Origin of the sequence: Paenibacillus allorhizoplanae, from assembly GCF_927798215.1 — a bacterium.
GTDB classification, from domain to species: Bacteria; Bacillota; Bacilli; order Paenibacillales; family NBRC-103111; genus Paenibacillus_E; species Paenibacillus_E allorhizoplanae.
This window is the reverse complement of record NZ_CAKMMW010000001.1, coordinates 71,134-89,070: the sequence shown is the minus strand read 5'-3', so window position 1 is coordinate 89,070 and position 17,937 is coordinate 71,134. Positions and strand designations below refer to the sequence as shown.

Sequence of the window (17,937 nt, the reverse complement as noted above, 5' to 3'; positions counted from 1 at the left end):
TTAGAGAGAAATGGGGCATTAACTGGGGAATAAGTCGATAATTTCGACTTACTTTAGCCCGCCAAGGGAGTTTGGAGCTAAGCTAGTGGAGTTTGGAGTGGAGTTTTGAGTTGAATTAGTGGAGTTTGGATCTGACATAATAGTGTTTAGAGCTTGAGCTAGCGGTGTATAGTGTGGCGTTTGGAGCGTGCTACTTCAACAATTGGCGTATTTCTCACATAAAAACAACGACAAATAGGGTGTCCCGAAGCAGATATATCTACTTCGGGACACCCTATCCCTTTAAGGCACTAAAGTTCCCACTCGATGTTCATTTCTCGAATTAGCCATAATGGCTCATGTGAGTTCCCTTTACAAAAGCTTCTAAACTCTAAACGACACCTTGTGCGATCATAGCATCGGCTACTTTGGTAAATCCAGCAATATTGGCACCGACAACAAGATTGCCAGGATGGCCATATTCCTCAGCTGCTTGCACAGCGCTTCTGTAAATGTTTTTCATAATCGCGTGGAGCTTATCGTCAACTTCATGGAACGACCAGGAGTATCTCATGCTGTTTTGTGACATTTCTAGCGCTGATACGGCAACGCCGCCTGCATTCGCTGCTTTGGCTGGCCCAAACAAAACGCCTGCTTGCAGGAAGACATCAATCGCTTCTAAGGTAGATGGCATATTCGCGCCTTCCCCTATGGCTTTTACCCCATTGCTGACAAGCAGCCTTGCTGATTCCTCATCGATTTCGTTCTGTGTTGCACTAGGCAGCGCTATGTCGCATGGAATGGACCAAATGCCGTTACAACCTTCGTGATAAGTCGCACTAGGGTGCTCTTTAACGTACTCACTGATTCTCGTGCGCTCAACTTCTTTTAGACGTCGAACTGTCTCAAGGCATATGCCGTTTTTATCATGGATATACCCATTGGAATCGCTGCAAGCAACGACCTTAGCGCCTAACTGTATGGCTTTCTCAATAGAATAGGTAGCCACATTACCGGATCCAGAAACGACGACGGTGCTTCCCTCGAAGCTAAGGCCCTTGGAGTTCAGCATCTCATTGACAAAGTAAACACAGCCATATCCAGTCGCCTCAGTACGGCCCAAGCTGCCGCCATAGATGATACCCTTCCCAGTCAGTACACCAGACTCGTGAGCACCGCTAATACGTTTATACTGACCAAACATATACCCAATCTCGCGTGCGCCTACACCAATGTCTCCAGCTGGTACGTCAGTGTCCGGGCCAATATATTTATAAAGCTCAGTCATGAAACTTTGCGTAAAACGCATAATTTCATTATCTGATTTACCTTTAGGATCGAAATCGGAGCCGCCTTTACCGCCGCCGATCGGCTGACCAGTAAGGGAGTTCTTGAGAGTTTGCTCGAATCCAAGAAATTTGATAATGCTAGCATTAACGGAAGGATGGAAACGCAAACCACCCTTGTACGGTCCAATTGCACCGTTAAATTGCACACGGAAACCACGATTTACTTGCGTAATCCCTTGGTCATTTACCCAGGGTACTCGGAAAGTGATCAAACGCTCTGGCTCCACGATCCGCTCAAGAATGCCGTGTTTCATGTACTTTGGCTGCTTGGTGAGAACTGGAATTAAAGATTCAATAATTTCTTTCACAGCTTGATGGAACTCTGTCTCGTTCGGATTACGCTTGACTACGGTTTCGTATATGCCTTGTACATACTCTCTTGCAGCTACATCATTGTCCACTTGAACTAACACACTGTCATCCACCTTCGCAATTTAAATATAATAAAAAAGTTTATTAGTATAGTTTTACATTATTCGAGCCAATTGGGCAATCAAAATTTACATGTCATGTAAGCTTACTAATTGGTGTTACGAAAGTGATCATTAGACTAAATTTACAACTTGTAGTATACTTTGCAAAGTGTGAATTAGGTTAGAAAATATGCAACATACATGGTTATAAGCTTATTATGGAAAAGAAAAGGAATTGGGATACATGGATAATCGAACACCACGCGTAGATCCTCGGGTTCTTCGAACACGTCAATTGCTTAAAGACGCCTTCGTCGAATTGCTTCAGGAAATGGATATCGAGAAAATTTCGGTCAATCGCATAGCAGAGCGCGCTACCATTAATAGAGTTACGTTCTATCTGCATTATCGAGATATTCCGGATATGTTGGAGAAGATGGCGGATGAAATGATTGAAGATATAAATTGCATTTTGACCAATGATTTGACCATTCAGAATTCAAAAGAAGAAAAGGATTGGCCGATGTTGGTGAACTTGCTGGAGCACTTTGCCGAACATGCGAAGTTTTATAAAGTCGTACTGGCATCAAGACGAACTCCGATTTTTACAGATCGCATGTTAAGGCTTCTGACGGAATTGGTAACCTCGCGAATTGAGAGGATGGGGGATGAATCTGTTTTAGCTACAGCAGGTATTCAAAAGGATATTGCCATATGGTACGGTTCTTCCGCCTTAATTGGTACAATTGTTGCTTGGCTTCGTCAGGATATGCCGTATACGCCTGTCTATCTGGCTAAGCAATTTATCTTGATGCGATCCCTATCATAGAAGAGACCCTTAACTTTAACTATATATTATCCAGTTATTTGGAAAACGAGGCGCCACACAAGGTTAATTCCCTTGGATGGCGCCTTTTTCACGTACCAGGATGCCCACACGCCCAACCTGTTAACCCAACGAAAACATGTATATTGAGCAAGTGGCCTCCTATGGATATGCTAGGGACATTCAACGGAGGGAGTGTAGAGATAATGATACAAGAACAATGGATAGGAGATGCTTGGGAACAAGGCGTCCGCAAAGTAAAGAACACGAGCCTGCGAGTAGGTGCAGCATTTCCTCACGGATCGAATGAGGGGCAATTTCAATTGACCTCGCCGCATTACTGGACTGCAGGCTTCTGGCCTGGAATCTTATGGCTCATTTATCAAGATCGCCAAGATGTTCAATTACGTCTCTTAGCAGAGAGCTGTGAAAAACAAATGGATGCTGTAATCGAGGCTTATGAGCCTCTAGATCATGATATGGGCTTCATGTGGACGCTAACTTCAATAGCGAATTGGCATCTCACCGGGAACGAGCAGTCCAAACGTCGAGCTTTGAAGATTGCCAGTCACTTGACGGGGCGATTCAATATCAAGGGAAGCTTCATCCGCGCATGGAACAGCCCGGAGCGCGTAGGATGGGCAATCATCGATTGCATGATGAATTTGCCGCTGCTCTACTGGGCGTCGCAACAAACGAACGATCCTCGCTTCAAGCATGTCGCAGAGGCGCACGCGGGAATGGCTGCCAAGCAGTTTATTCGGGAGGATGGCTCCGCGTATCATATTGTCTGCTTCGACCCTGAGACGGGCGAACGCACCGGTGCGCTCGGTGGCCAAGGCTATGCGGAAGAGTCCGCATGGGCACGGGGTTCGGCCTGGTCGATCTATGGCTCGGTGCTCAGCTACCGTCATACCGGCCGTGCCGACCTGCTGGCAGCAGCGGAGCATGCAGCCTCATTCTTTCTAGCACACTTACCCGAGGATAAGGTGCCGTATTGGGATTTCCGATTGCCTGCCTTCGAGGGGGCATCGCGTGATACGAGTGCCGCAGCGATTGCGGCAAGCGGACTGCTGGATTTGGCTGCGGTATGCGCAGGCGATCGGGCACTCTTTTATAAGGAACAAGCGTGTGCGATCTTGCAATCCTTATCTCAGCATTATTCCGCAGATGATTCCGAAGAAGCAATCCTACTCTCTGGTACGGGCAATGTGCCCATGAATCAGAATATCAATAAGCCGCTGATTTACGGTGACTATTACTATATGGAAGCATTGGCGAAGCTGCAAGGACATCCCTCTTTCTGGGAAATAGGAGCAACTAAAGCCTAATATATCACGGTTTTTCACATGTATATCACTAGAAAAAGTGTATATCAGACCGAAAAAATCCGCGTTATATAAGCCTGTTAACTGATCGAAATCATGTATATTGTACGGATGACGGCAGAGCAGGTACGATGAGTTCAAATTACAGAGCAGGGAAGTGACACCGATGAGTCAATCGAACCCGCCTTCAACATCCGCAATGGTTAATCAGAAGGCGAGCCCAGTAAAAACCAAAAGTAATTGGTTGGTTAGGAAGTATGGCAAACGCATACTAAAACAGAACATTCCGTTGTACATCATGTTTGTGCCAATTATCGCTTTCTTCCTTATATTTAAATATTACCCGATGACAGGATTGGTCATTGCCTTTAAAAAGTACAGCTTCATTAAAGGAATATGGGGCAGCCCTTGGGCAGGTTTGGACAACTTTAAAATGATCTTTCAGACGAAACAAATGTATAGTATCGTGTGGAATACGTTTAAACTGAGTGGTTTAAGTATCATACTTGGCTTCCCAGCTCCAATCATATTAGCGCTCTTGCTTAATGAGGTAAGGAAGATGGCCTTTAAACGACTGGTACAGACGCTGGTCTATCTGCCTCACTTTCTTAACTGGGTCATTGTCGGCGGCATCGTGGTTACGGTCTTTTCACAAAGTACAGGAACACTGAGTCATGTGATTGAAAAGATTTTCGGAGAATCGTACCCGTTCTTATATAAAGAGGGTTCATGGATTTCCATCTTTCTGGCAGCGGGAATTTGGAAAGAAGCTGGCTGGAATGCCATTATTTTTCTCGCAGCGCTAACAGGTATTGACCAAAGCTTATATGAAGCATCAAGCATTGATGGTGCTAATAAATGGCAGCAAACGTTCCGGATTACGATCCCGGCAATTATGCCAACGATCATTATCGTGTTGATTTTGAAAATCGGACATTTGCTAGAATTAGGCTTCGATCAAGTGTACGTTCTGCAGAATAATGCCGTCCTTGACATTTCTGAAGTCATTAGTACCTTCAATTACAAAATCGGTATTCAGCAAGCGAATTTCAGCCTTGCGACAGCCATGGGATTGTTTGAATCCTTGGTCGGTTTGATCTTGGTACTTGCAGCTAATCGTATTGCACGCCGTTTCGGAAATGGCTTATGGTAGGCGAACTCACAGCGCACTGAATACCTGAAGAAGGAGAACCTTATGAAACATACTCGAGGAGAAAAGGTGTTTTATACCCTCAATAATATTTTTCTATTTATCATTGGTCTCAGCTGTTTGTTGCCGATCGTGCATGTATTAGCTTTGTCGCTCAGTGATAAGCATGCGTTAATGTCAGGAACGGTAAGTTTCTGGCCTGTCAATCTGAGCTTTGATGGCTATAAAGCGTTGTTTAAGGAAAGCCCGATCATCACGGATTTTAAAAATAGTGTAATTATTACGGTGGTAGGAACTTGCTTGAACATTGTGTTCACCATCCTGGCAGCCTACCCATTATCTAAACGCTATTTTATCGGACGCAAGTTCTATTCTTTCGCGATTGTTTTCACATTGATCTTCTCAGCGGGTCTAATTCCTACATATCTTCTAGTTCAAAAATTAGGACTCCTTAATAGTTACGGCGCTTTATGGCTGCCAGGCTTGATCGCGGTGTACAATCTCTTGGTTTTGAGAACATTTTTCGAAGGATTGCCGGAAGAGTTGGAAGAGGCTTCACGAATTGATGGCTGCTCCGAGTGGCGCTTGATTGTTCAGATCGTATTGCCCTTGTCATTGCCGGTTCTAGCTGCGCTAACTCTGTTCTATGGGGTTGCACACTGGAACGCCTTTCTGAATGTCTTGATCTTCATCAATGATTCCAGCAAGTTGAATTTGGCGGTACTCGTCCAACAAATGATTCAGAATCAAACCCTGGTACAGGAGTTGACGAATACACAGCCAGAGGCAGCTGCATTGATTACACCGGAAGGTGTGAAAGCAGCAGGTGTTATCGTGATAACAGTACCGATGTTGATCGTATATCCTTTCTTGCAACGGTTTTTCGTGAAAGGTGTCTTGATTGGCGCTGTGAAAGGTTAATGGTAATTCTTTGAAAGGGGTGATGTGGAGCACTAAACATGGTAGGCTTAGTTGTACATGGATATGAAAATATTGGGGTTATCTAAAAATTGCACGTACATATCATGAGGGGTGAAGTATTCATATGAAGAAAATCAGCAAAATGAAAGCAACGTCCGTATCTTTAGCTCTAGTACTCTCAAGCACAGCAATACTTACAGCTTGTGCATCCGATAAGAAAACAGATAGTGCAACAACGTCTCCGAGCGCTGCAAGCACAGCTGCGGCAAGTGCAAAACCTGCTGGACCGAAACCGAAAATTACAGTTTCCATCTATGATCGTAACAATGTTCCTGAAGGTGAAGGCACGATTACGAACAACCGTTGGACGAAATGGATCAACGAGAATGCCCCTGTGCAAGTTGAGTTTATCCCAGTTCCACGTACAAACTCTTCAGAGAAGTGGAACGTATTGTTCGCTTCAGGTCAAGCTCCTGACTTGATCATGGAATTCTCCAATCCTTATATGAAGGATTTGGCATCCAAAGGGCAAATCATCCCGATTGATGATGCGATTTCGAAGTATTCCACGAACTACAAAAAGATGATTGCTGGCAATGAGTCCCTACAAAAATTAACGAGATTTAATGGTAAAACGTACTTTATGGGGCGTACGCTTCCATTTGCAGCCAACCACTACATCATGATTCGTCAAGATTGGTTGGATAAATTGAAGCTTCCAATGCCAAAAACAACGGAAGAATATCTGAAAGTTGCTAAAGCGTTCACAGAGCAAGATCCAGACGGTAATGGTAAAAAGGATACACTCGGTTCAACATTTTATGATGTAGACTATTTCTACCAATTAGGTCAAGCAAGTGATGAAACATTGCCAATGGTAACGTCCTATCACCTAGTTAATGACCAATATGTACGTACATGGGATCGTCCAAAAGCAGATTTAGCATTTAGAAAAGCGCTTTATGATGCTGGCACTGTAGATAAAGATACGTTCACTGATAAGAATGGTGCCAAAGCACAGCAAGATTGGGTAAACGGTAAGCTTGGTATTTACGGTTCTGATGTGTTAGAAGGGGCTAAAGGCTTCGATGTCTACACGACACTAATGAAAAATAATCCAGATGCGAAAGTAACCATTCTACCGCTTCCTAAGTCCGAAATCGGTCAATTCTCACCTGCAGGTGCAGTACCTATGCAATTTACGTCCGCTATTAATGCAACTGCGAAAAACGTAGAAGCTGTTGTTCAATACGTGGATTGGTTAATGAACCCAGATATTCAAAAGACGTTGATGTTCGGTATGGAAGGCGTTCACTACAAAATGGTAGATGGCTGTCCGAAACCAATTGATGCAGAGAAAAACAAGAAAGAACTAAATTGGAACGGCGATTTCCAAATGATGTCTCAAACAGGCACAATGGGCAAATGTGTGGATTACACAAACACACTAGATCCTTCCAAGCCGAATGATAAAGCGTATATCGACTTGATCAAGCAAGGTAGAGATGCATACATCTCACCAGAGCGTCCAACAACTTCCGAGGTCGTATTGCCAGTTACATTGCCAGATGATTTGACTGTTGTTAAGAACACATTGAAAAACACACTGATCAACATTTATACAAAAGCAGTTGTTGGTGGAACAGGTTATACCGTTGATCAAGCGATGAAAGATGCACAAGATGCTTGGGAAAAAGGTGGCGGTAAGAAAGTCGATGACTTCTTAACTAAGGCATATACGGATAACAAAAAAGACGTTATTTACACGAAAGATTACTATAAATTGTTGACGAAATAAGTAATAGGTAATTCAACTAAGTAGTTCATCATGCGCTTCCTTCCTGCAGTAAAGTTGTTCGGGAAGGAAGCATTTTTTTCCATAACAGAAAGGGGATTATTAATGATTAAATTTCGTTTGTTGAAAGCGCTTTTATTGGTTCTAGTTATGATGGTTACCTTAAATGCACTGCCAATGAACTCTGCCTATGCGGCAGATGAGTATGACACGTTACGAGCAAAGATTTTTGATTTTACCACTGGAGGTCCGACATTCGATCCGGCTGATCCAGACATTAGCGGCAAGATTACCAATATTACGACGCTTGCTCAGACGAACTGGGATACGATGAATAAGGCTGCAGGAAGAACTTACCTTTGGAGTGATATGGCAACAACAACGGAATCGGAGCATGTTTCAGGAAGCTACCAACGTTTAGAAGCGATGACGCTAGCTTATGTAACTAGAGGTTCAACGCTTCAGAACAACGCAACTTTGCTTGCAGATATTAAAAGTGCCATGGATTGGATGTACACGAACAGATATAACACTAGTGTACCGTTTAGAGGCTATGACAATTGGTTTGATTGGCAAATCTCTTCACCACTCAGCATCAACAACATAACAACTTGGATTTATTCCAGTTTAACCTCAACACAGATTACGAATTGGCACGCTGTTATCGACTATCAAGCGCTTACTTGGGGAGCTGGTCTGACTGGAGCCAATCGTGTATGGGCTTGTAACATTAAAATAACAAGCGGGATTATTGTTAAGAACAGTGCAAAAATCATTGAGGGAAGAGACCAGCTTAGTTCGGTATTTGATTATGTGACTTCCGGTGAAGGCATGTATAGCGACGGTTCGTTTCTTCAACATACTGCACTTATTCCTTACAATGGCGGATATGGCATAAGTTTGCTCGACAATTTAACCAAGGTGATGTACGTAGTTGCAGGGTCTACTTGGGATATAACGGATCCGGATGTGAATAACATCTATCAATGGATTTATAATGCCTTTGAGCCTTTATTTTATAACACCTCCATGGCTGATATGGTCAGAGGAAGAAACATTGCAAGATTAGCCAGCGATGATAATGGGTTAACGTCAATGGGAGCGCTTGGTGCTTCTGTGGCCAGGATGGCTTTGTCAGCACCATCCGCCGATGATCGTGCAGCGTATAAATCGATGGTTAAAAAGTGGATGACAGACGCTACGTCTCCTACCAAATATGCAGATTTGGTTATGATTAGCTCCATCGTGCAAGCGAAACAAATCATGAGTGATCCATCCGTTACCACGAGAGATGCGCTTATCATGAACAAACAATACCCCAACATGGCTAGAACTATCCATCATAGACCGGGATTCGCATTTGGCATCAGTATGTCATCGAATAAAATCGGAAATTTTGAAATTGTTAATAATGAGAATTTAAAGGGCTGGCATACCGGAGACGGGATGACCTATCTCTATAATTCTGATTTGACCCAGTATAAGGATTCTTACTGGCCTACCGTAAACAGCTATCGTTTGCCGGGCACAACAGTTAATCAGAACACGACGGCAACAGCCAATGCCAAAAATCCGAATAGCTGGGTTGGAGGCACAGAAATATCGGGACAATACGGGATCACAGGGATGCAGTACACGGCTAATGCCGCTACGCTGACAGCAAAGAAATCATGGTTCATGTTTGATGATGAGATTGTGAGTTTGGGGGCTGGTATCACCTCTACAGACAACAAGGTTGCTGAAACCATTGTTGAGAACCGGAAGCTTAACAGCAGCGGTAACAATGCGCTTACTGTAAACGGTGCTGCGAAATCTGCTGCGCTTGGGTGGAATGAGACGATGACTAGTGTGAATCGAATTCATTTGGCCGGGAATGTGGCAGATTCCGACATCGGTTACTATTTCCCAACAGCAACGACATTAAAGGGATTGCGCGAGGCACGTACAGCACAATGGTCAAGCATTAACCAGTACTATACAGGTGCGGAATACTTTACGAACTATACACGCAACTACATGAATCTATGGTTTGATCACGGCTCGAATCCGACGAATGCAGGGTACGCTTATGTGCTGTTACCAGGTATGTCCAGCGGGCAGTTGGATACGTATGCAGCAAATCCGGACATTACTGTGATTGAGAATTCAACCGCTGCACAAGCTGTGCAAGAAAATGCACTTGGCATACTAGGTATTAACTACTGGAATGATTCGGTTAAAACCGTTAGCGGAGTCACCAGCAACAAAAAGGCGTCCGTCATGGTCCGCACGACCGAGAATGGAACCGAAGTTTCCGTGTCTGATCCAACATTGTCCAATACGGGTACTATTCAAATTACGCTTACGCAACCTCTGGGGCCAGTGGCTTATAAGGATTCACGGATAACAACCAGCACGAGCGGTGGTACGACTACCCTTACCGTCAATGTGAACGGTGCTGGCGGCAAGAGCATTAAGGCGTTTTTTGCAACGCCTACTGGTGTCCCGATTGCCGGCTATACGGTGAATGAAGATTTTGACGACATGCTGCCTGGCACGCTGACCGGGCAAAATGGCTGGATTTTCAATAACGCAGGCGTGGCTGCGAATACTGTTGTTGTTCAGAAGGAGATCGGTTCTACTGAGGATAAATCGTTGAAAGTAACGACAGCTTCAACAAGCGGAAGTGCCGAAGCTTATCGTCTATTTAATGCGCCTCAAGGTGGCTACATCACAGCGGAAGCTACGGTAACGGCTGATGACAGCAATTGGAAAAATGCTTTAATCATAGCCGACAACAGCTTAACTGCCAATAACGTAGCGGCTCAATTGGTTATGCAAAGCGGCAAAATCTGGGGCTATAACGGCAGCATCAAAACGGATGTTTTAACAGGGATCACGAATGGTCAGCCGTATCGTCTGAAGGTTGTGATCAATGCGTCAACGAAAAAATACGATGTCTACGTCAATGATGCGCTGCTCGCCTCGGGCTGGAATTATCGCTTCACGGGTTTGACCACGCTCGACAAGGTCTCTGCCTCCATCGCTGGTAACGCCAGCTCGATGAGCGTGGACGATGTGAAAGTATCGTATGCACCGCTTACTTTAACTAGCTTAATTGATGAGAACTTTAACGGCATGACGCTCGGTAATCTGAATGGGCAAGGTGGTTGGGTATTCGATAACGGCGGTGTCACGGGGAACACGGGTATGGTACAGACAGTGAGCGGGTCGAATAAATCCGTCCAATTGACAACAACGTCCACTAGCGGCAAAGCCGAGGCGTATCATTCGTTTACTGCACCGGCAGGTAGCACGGTTATCGCAGAAGCGACCGTAACCGCTGATGACAATAACTGGAAAAATGCCTTAGTCATCGCTGACAGCAGTCTTACTTCGAACAACAGTGCTGTCCATCTCATTATGCAGAACGGCAGAATCTGGGGCTACAACGGTGGTACCCAAACGAACGTACAAACCTCAATTACAAGCGGAGAACCATACCGTCTAAAGGTGATTATCAACACATCAACGAAAAAGTTTGATGTCTATGTGAATGGCGAGCTGCGAGGCTCACAGTGGAACTATCGTTATACTGGATTGACCAAGGTTGACAGGCTGGGCTCAGCAATCGGCGGTAACGCCAGCTCGATGAGCGTAGATGATGCGAAGGTGAGTTATAATCCGTAACTGAAAGCAAAGAAGCCTGAGTTCTCAAAGTCTCAGGTTTCTTTGTTTTCTTTCGTATGTTAATTCAACAAAGAAATGTAGATTGATGGGACTTAGCAAAATCGGTATGTTAAACCTGTTAGCTAAGAAGCTTAGGAGGATTAGTATGCCTGCAACGATAGAGACCTACACCGTACCATCCATTTATGCGGAATCATCGTATTTCTCGGTAAAAGCTGATAACACCGAAATACCGGTGATCTCTTTTCTGACGGATCGTGATTATGATTACGCTCATTTCTCTTTTTCAGGATCAACGACCATAAACATCACGGTGAGCGAGCCGATCCATTCGTATTCGATAAGTCCGTTAGCATTTAAGATCCAAGGAACGCTAGTGGGCAATCAGCTTACCTTCGACCTCCAAGAGTCCCGATATCTCATTGTGAAAATCAACAATTTGAAGGAGCTCGTCCTCATCGCAGATCCACTTGAAGTGAGCGTTCCACCTGCATCTGGCCATGGCATCTATCATGTAGTTACTAATTATGGCGCTGATCTCACGGGGGAAACTGTGGCAACTTCAGCGATTCAAGAGGCAATCAATGATGCGAGCTCAACTGGTGGGGGCGTTGTTTATGTTCCTGAAGGTGTCTTCCTGATCGGCAATCTAGTTCTTAAAAGCCATGTTACCCTATATCTACAAGGTGGAGCTGTACTTAGGGCAACCGATCATAAAGAGGATTACACGGTCGATTTTCATAAAGATAGTCTAAATTATGATGGAACCTGGCTCATCCAAACAGAACCTAATTCCACTAATATTACGATTACTGGTAGAGGGACGATTGATGGGAATGGTTCCTGGTTGAGAGCGAATCAAAGCTTTGTTAGCAATTTAATTGTGCCTATACTGACCTCAAATTTTACGATTGATGGAATTATTGGTCGAGATGCCGGTCTTTGGGCTCTTATCCCTACACGTTCCAATCATGTGAAGATTACGAACTACAAGGGCTTCCAATCGTTGGTTGACTATGAGGATGATGCCATAGATATTGTAGAGTCACAGAATGTGCTTGTCACACATACAATCGCCATTTCGGAGGATGACCCGTTCTCCACCAAGACCTGGAATGAATCAACGGATATCGCCCAAAATTGGCCGGGCTCGCCGCAAGTGCTTGAGAATGTGACGTTCGATGATTGTATAGCATGGACCTGCTGTGCGGCTTTTAAAGTAGGGATGGGGGTAGAACAAGTGCAACGGAATGTCGCTTTTACCAATAGTTACGTCTATCAAGCCAGCCGTGCTCTAGCGATTCATCACCGCTTTGGTAAGGCTACCGCGGAGCATATCACCTTCGAGAACATTGATATTGAGCAAGTCATCCATACAAGAAATGGACCTTTTTGGCTGCATGTAGAAATCGAAGACAGTGGAAGAGGGATTGGACCCGTTACCCAGGTGCTTTTTAAAAATATAAACGTACGCGATCAAGGCCGACTCCCATCTATGCTGCGTGGAACAGATCCTTTCCTGATTGAAGGGGTTACCTTTGAGCAGATCTATATGATGGGCAGCACGAAGCCTGCAGCTACGTTGGAAGAGATGAATATCCGCAATACCGAACTATACGTTGTGAATAATATCCGATAATACATGAAGAAGGTGCTCTGATTGCGCGTAGTGCTCACTGACTTACCTTATAATCAAGATATCAAGAGAAATCAATCCCTTAAACCGTGGGAACAGGCTTCAGGTTGGCCATGTCGTTGGGTGACATATAGTGAGGTGGCTAAACCTCCCTATGTGATTGTTTACCGCTGCAAGTTTACTTTAAGTGAAGCTATTCGTCTAAGGGTACACGTCTCTGGAGATGAAAGGTATGAGCTGTTTCTGGATCATGCAAGGATCGGCCGAGGCAGCGAACGTGGAGACCGCAGCAATTGGTTCTATGAGACGTATGAGGTCGAACTAGCCGCAGGAGAACATCAATGGATTGCGCGCTGTTGGGCAATTGGCGAACACAAGCCATGGGCACAAGTCAGCGTACAGCCAGGTTTCCTTTTGAGTCCAGATGATGAATCGCTCGCGCCTCTAATGGGGACTGGCGTTGCTCAGTGGGAAGCAAAGCCGATGCTGGCCTATCGTTTTATCCCGCTGCCTTCCAGCATCGGTACCGGTGCCAAGCTGGACATTGACGGCGCATCCATGGATTGGGATGCCCTGTTAGGTGTAGGTGACGATTGGCTTCCAGTACAACCCTTAGATAATGTCTATCATGCGAAGGACAATTATCACTTTTCGTCGGTACAACGACTTATGCGCCCAGCTACATTGCCACCGATGCAAGAAGTTCGCGTGACGACGATGGCAGTACATTTTGTTGAGCAAGCTGGAATTGTGGAGTCAGATGGATATCCCATCGTTTCTAGTCGCGATTTAATAGAGGAGCATGAGCGTTGGAATAGTTTACTTACCGGACAACAGATTCACATTCCTGCGAATACTTGTAGACGAGTCATTATCGATCTAGGTGATTATTATTGTTTCTATCCTGCGCTTATCGTTTCAGGAGGAAAAGGTTCTGTCATTCGACTCCATTGGGAGGAGTCCTTCTATGATGAAGCGGATGGCGGACGCAAGACGAATAGGAATGAAATTGCGGGTAAATGGTTTAGAGGTCACGGCGATACGTTTCGTCCAGATGGCGGGCCCAGCCGAAGTTTCGATACGTTGTGGTGGCATGCGGGACGTTATTGCGAGTTGATCGTGGAAACGGGTAGTGAGGCGCTGGACATTGATGCGTTTAGATTGCTGGAAACGAGATATCCCTTAGAGATGGAAGGCTCAATACAGTGTAGTGATGAACGTCTAAATCAAGTCGTTCGTACGTCATTTAGGACTTTGCAAATGTGTGCACACGAAACATACATGGATTGCCCCTATTGGGAGCAGCTGATGTATGTGGGGGATACACGCATTCAGTCGCTTGTTACCTACGTGAGCACGCTCGACGCTCGATTACCGCGTAAAGCACTGGACATGTTCCGAGCTTCACGCAACAACCATCTTGGACTTGTGAACTGTGCTTATCCGGACCAAAGCGGTAAACATATTTCCTCCTTCTCCTTGTGGTGGGTAGCGATGGTCTACGATTATGCCTTGTGGAGAGGGGATCGGGAATGGATTCGTTTCATGATGAGCAGCGTTCGCGATGAGATGGATCGGTTATTGCTCAATCGTTCATCGAATGGAGCGGTAAAGCTGCCTATTTCATGGAACTTCATGGACTGGCAGACTGCGCCTTCCGATGCATGGAGTTCTGGTACCCCGCCGCATGGAGCAGATCGATTGAATGCAGCCTACAATCTGCAAATGATTCATACGTTGGAGCTGGTCGCCAAGCTTGAAGCCTTCTTAGGTGAAAAAGAGCTGGAATCACGAGCCAGACGGCTGGCAAAAGAACTGGGTAGCGTGGTCGAGCAGTTGTTCTGGAATGAGGAGAGAGGGCTGTTTGCGGACGATACTGGCCATCAGTATTATTCCGAGCATGCACAGGTTCTTTCCTTATTATGCGAGTCGATTTCGCCTGAATTAAACCGTCGCCTTGTACCTGGAATAATGAAGACGGCCAATGATTTGATGCGCACTAGCGTATATTTTGATCACTATACGTTCGATGTGTTAGCGTCTGCCAATCAAATGGAAGCGCTGCTGGATAGACTCGAGCCTTGGTTCGGCATGAAGGCAACTGGTCTTAAGACGACGCCAGAAATTTTCTTGGATTCGACGCGTTCGGATTGTCATGCTTGGGGGGCTCATCCGGTCTACCTTCTCTACACCAACTTGCTTGGCATCCGTCCGGCATCGATGGGTTTTGCTTCGGTCGTGATTCGTCCGCAGCTAGGATCTTTAACGAGTCTGCACGGTAAGCTCCCGCATCCGAATGGATTTATTGAAGTGAACGTGGCGTGTCGGGGCAGCCAATGGCACGTCGAAGTTACACTCCCTCATGGTTTGCCTGGTAGTTTGGTTTGGGGCAATGAGAGCTATTCCTTGCATGAAGGGCAGAATGAATTTGAATTTCCAGCGTTATCCTGATGTTTAATTGAGTGCCTCTTGTAGATTCTATGCTGCAGGGGCTTTTTTGCTTTGTTTAGAGGCCCCCTAAGTCGAAAAAATCGACTTAGGGAGATCTCCAAACAACCACATGTTAACTCCGCGAAAGGTTGTATATTGCTCCGCCATCCGTTCAAGGATAGAATGGTAGGATAAATACCCTTTTATCATGAAGGAGAGAGCCCAACTTGAGAAGAAATTGGTTCCGTCGCTTGCTACTTTCCTATGTTCCTGTAGTAATCCTGATCGTTTGTTTATTCGTATTTATTGGAGTCGTACAGCTCAATGATTTGTCCCGCAAAGAAGCCCTGAAATCCAGTGGCGTGTATGTCCAAAATATCCAGAACAGCATCGACATGTCGTTGAACTCCATTGAATTGATGATGTTAGAAACAATAACTCGTAATATTAACATAACGACGTTCGCTGGGATGCAAAGTGATACTAACTTTTTCATCGAACTTTCCCGGCTGCTTCAGAGCCTAACATCTACTAATCCATGGATTGATTCTGTCTATTTGTATCGGGCAGGTGATGCAACGGTTATTAGTGATAAAACAAAGCTGAATGTCGATCAATTTGCAGATAAACCATTCATTGAAAGTCATATAAATAATCCTGAACTAGCTAGCTGGAGTTTGCCCCGTCCTTATCGGATGCTTAAAGATGGGAATCTGGAAGGCACAGTCATTTCCTTGTCCAGAAGTGTTCCCCTGCAAAGTAAAGGGATCGCTATCATGGTTGTTAATGTGAAAGTTAACGCAATCCAAGAGTTTCTAAGTAAATATGGCATATCTGAAGTGAATCAAATTGCGCTCAAAGATAGTCAAGGGCAGATGATTTTTGAACAAAAAGGCAAGGATCCGAAGGTTGATGATATTACGATCATATCCAACTATACAGGTTGGACCTATACGAGCTCGCTTAAGAAGGAAGAGCTGGGTAATATTTTTAACTATATGAAGAGCGGTTGGTTTATTGTAGGGTTCTTAGGTCTGCTGCTAGCGATAGGCTGGATTGTGTATATTACCCGTAAAAACTATAAGCCAATTGAAACGATTATGTCACGAATTGAGAAATACAATCAGGTGCACAAAGAACATCCGATACAAGGACCGACGGTCGATGAGCTAAGTTATATTGATTACACGTTAAGCAACATCATTGAGGTGAGTCAGGAGTATCAGAATCAGAGTCTCGTGAATCAGAAGTATCGACGTATCCAATTATTCCACGAGATTATTGATGGAAGTCGCCCGTTAGAGCAGGCAGATTGGAACAATGAGTTGATGGAACTTGGCATGAAGCAATTGGGGAGTGCCGCTGTCAGCATCGCTGAAATTGATAAATATACGGAGTTTATTAGTGGGCATTCCCGTGAGGATCAGGGGCTTTTTAAGTATATATTGAAAAAAGTAGTGGACGAATCAGCAGAAGCCTGTGGTCTGCGCATTTGGCAGGAATGGGTCACGAATCATCGGTTGTGTATCATTTTTCTTGAAGAGCAGCAAGAGATTCCACTGGAGACGATGATGCTGACGCTGACAGATCAAGTACGTCAATGGATGCAGAACAATTTGAAGCTGACGGTGACATTCGGATTGGGCTGTACGGTACATGAAGTTCAAGCGATACATCGGTCCTATGAATCATCGGCGAGGGCGCTGGACTATAAGTCTGCGCTTGGCAGCAATCGGGTGATCGGCCATTGGGAAATCGAGCTCTTGTCGCATGATGATCTATACGTTTATCTGCAGTATGTACGGACGATTGCTCAAGCTTTCCGTGTTGGTAACGATGGGTGGCAGGAGCAGCTGAAGCTGCTATTTGAGGGTTTACGTCGGCTTTTGCTCCCCAAAGAGGAGATCAGCGGCATTCTTAGTTACATGAACTATTATTTCTATCGGGAAATGATGGAGCTGCCTCCAGAGTATCAAGAACTATGGAATCGGGAGTTCCGCACACCGTGGGATGAGAATATGGAGACACTTGAAACGTTGGATGAGCTGGAATCTTTTTATCTGGTAACCATTACGTCCTGTGCACAGCAAATGGAAGAAATTCGGGTCAGCAAGGGCAATCACGGTGTGGTGCAAAAAGTAAGGGACTACATCGAGGCCAATTTTAGTGATCCCGATCTGTCTTTATCGAGCCTAAGCGAACAATTTAATATGAATTCGTCTAGCCTAAGCACCATTTTTAAAGAGGATTTCGGTGAGAAGTTCGTCGTCTATCTCTGCCAAATACGGATGGAGCATGCCAAAGAATTGCTAAGAACGACACCTCTGCCTATCCAAGAAATTTCAGAACGTGTAGGATATTTACATCAGATGTCTTTCATTCGCGCTTTTAAGAAAATGATTGGCACAACGCCTGGGGATTATCGGAAGGTTCACCAATAA

Annotated in this window: 10 protein-coding genes; 9 read left to right on the top strand and 1 reads right to left on the bottom strand. The window is 44.9% G+C overall.

What is annotated here, in order from left to right; all coding sequences use genetic code 11:
• Nucleotides 1–370: 370 nt before the first annotated feature.
• Nucleotides 371–1,741: an NADP-specific glutamate dehydrogenase gene (gene gdhA, locus L6I86_RS00305; protein WP_236283922.1), complete on the bottom strand. Its 1,371-nt coding sequence runs from the start codon at nt 1,739–1,741 to the stop codon at nt 371–373.
• Between the two features lie 244 nt (nt 1,742–1,985).
• On the opposite strand from gdhA, the gene L6I86_RS00300 reads away from it, so the two are divergent.
• The 9 genes from L6I86_RS00300 to L6I86_RS00260 all read left to right on the top strand — a co-directional run bounded on the left by L6I86_RS00300 (nt 1,986) and on the right by L6I86_RS00260 (nt 17,937).
• Nucleotides 1,986–2,570: a TetR/AcrR family transcriptional regulator gene (locus L6I86_RS00300; protein ID WP_236283921.1), complete on the top strand. Its 585-nt coding sequence runs from the start codon at nt 1,986–1,988 to the stop codon at nt 2,568–2,570.
• Nucleotides 2,571–2,773: 203 nt separating this feature from the next.
• Entirely contained in the window at nt 2,774–3,898 is a 1,125-nt protein-coding gene (locus L6I86_RS00295; protein ID WP_236283920.1) for a glycoside hydrolase family 88 protein, read from the top strand.
• 163 nt (nt 3,899–4,061) lie between these two features.
• Nucleotides 4,062–5,048 carry an ABC transporter permease gene (locus tag L6I86_RS00290; protein ID WP_236283919.1) on the top strand — a complete coding sequence of 329 codons (987 nt, stop codon included), beginning with the start codon at nt 4,062–4,064 and terminating at the stop codon, nt 5,046–5,048.
• Between the two features lie 42 nt (nt 5,049–5,090).
• Entirely contained in the window at nt 5,091–5,966 is an 876-nt protein-coding gene (locus L6I86_RS00285) for a carbohydrate ABC transporter permease (RefSeq protein WP_236283918.1), read from the top strand.
• A gap of 124 nt (nt 5,967–6,090) precedes the next feature.
• The gene (locus L6I86_RS00280; RefSeq protein WP_236283917.1) at nt 6,091–7,764 is read left to right on the top strand and encodes an extracellular solute-binding protein; all 1,674 of its coding nucleotides are present in this window, start codon (nt 6,091–6,093) and stop codon (nt 7,762–7,764) included.
• 102 nt (nt 7,765–7,866) lie between these two features.
• Complete coding sequence (locus L6I86_RS00275) at nt 7,867–11,430, top strand: polysaccharide lyase 8 family protein (RefSeq protein ID WP_236283916.1); 3,564 nt, start codon at nt 7,867–7,869, stop codon at nt 11,428–11,430.
• A 145-nt stretch (nt 11,431–11,575) separates the two neighbouring features.
• Nucleotides 11,576–13,069 carry a glycoside hydrolase family 28 protein gene (locus L6I86_RS00270; protein WP_236283915.1) on the top strand — a complete coding sequence of 498 codons (1,494 nt, stop codon included), beginning with the start codon at nt 11,576–11,578 and terminating at the stop codon, nt 13,067–13,069.
• 30 nt (nt 13,070–13,099) lie between these two features.
• Nucleotides 13,100–15,517, top strand: a complete 2,418-nt coding sequence (locus L6I86_RS00265; protein ID WP_236284351.1) for an alpha-L-rhamnosidase-related protein — start codon at nt 13,100–13,102, stop codon at nt 15,515–15,517.
• A 206-nt stretch (nt 15,518–15,723) separates the two neighbouring features.
• The gene (locus L6I86_RS00260; protein WP_236283914.1) at nt 15,724–17,937 is read left to right on the top strand and encodes an AraC family transcriptional regulator; all 2,214 of its coding nucleotides are present in this window, start codon (nt 15,724–15,726) and stop codon (nt 17,935–17,937) included.

Excerpts from the sequence above, each read along its gene's own strand:
- L6I86_RS00275 (WP_236283916.1), top strand. The coding sequence starts at position 7,867 with ATGATTAAATTTCGTTTGTTGAAAGCGCTTTTATTGGTTCTAGTTATG.
- L6I86_RS00300 (WP_236283921.1), top strand. The coding sequence starts at position 1,986 with ATGGATAATCGAACACCACGCGTAGATCCTCGGGTTCTTCGAACACGT.
- L6I86_RS00295 (WP_236283920.1), top strand. The coding sequence starts at position 2,774 with ATGATACAAGAACAATGGATAGGAGATGCTTGGGAACAAGGCGTCCGC.
- L6I86_RS00280 (WP_236283917.1), top strand. The coding sequence starts at position 6,091 with ATGAAGAAAATCAGCAAAATGAAAGCAACGTCCGTATCTTTAGCTCTA.
- L6I86_RS00290 (WP_236283919.1), top strand. The coding sequence starts at position 4,062 with ATGAGTCAATCGAACCCGCCTTCAACATCCGCAATGGTTAATCAGAAG.
- L6I86_RS00270 (WP_236283915.1), top strand. The coding sequence starts at position 11,576 with ATGCCTGCAACGATAGAGACCTACACCGTACCATCCATTTATGCGGAA.
- L6I86_RS00285 (WP_236283918.1), top strand. The coding sequence starts at position 5,091 with ATGAAACATACTCGAGGAGAAAAGGTGTTTTATACCCTCAATAATATT.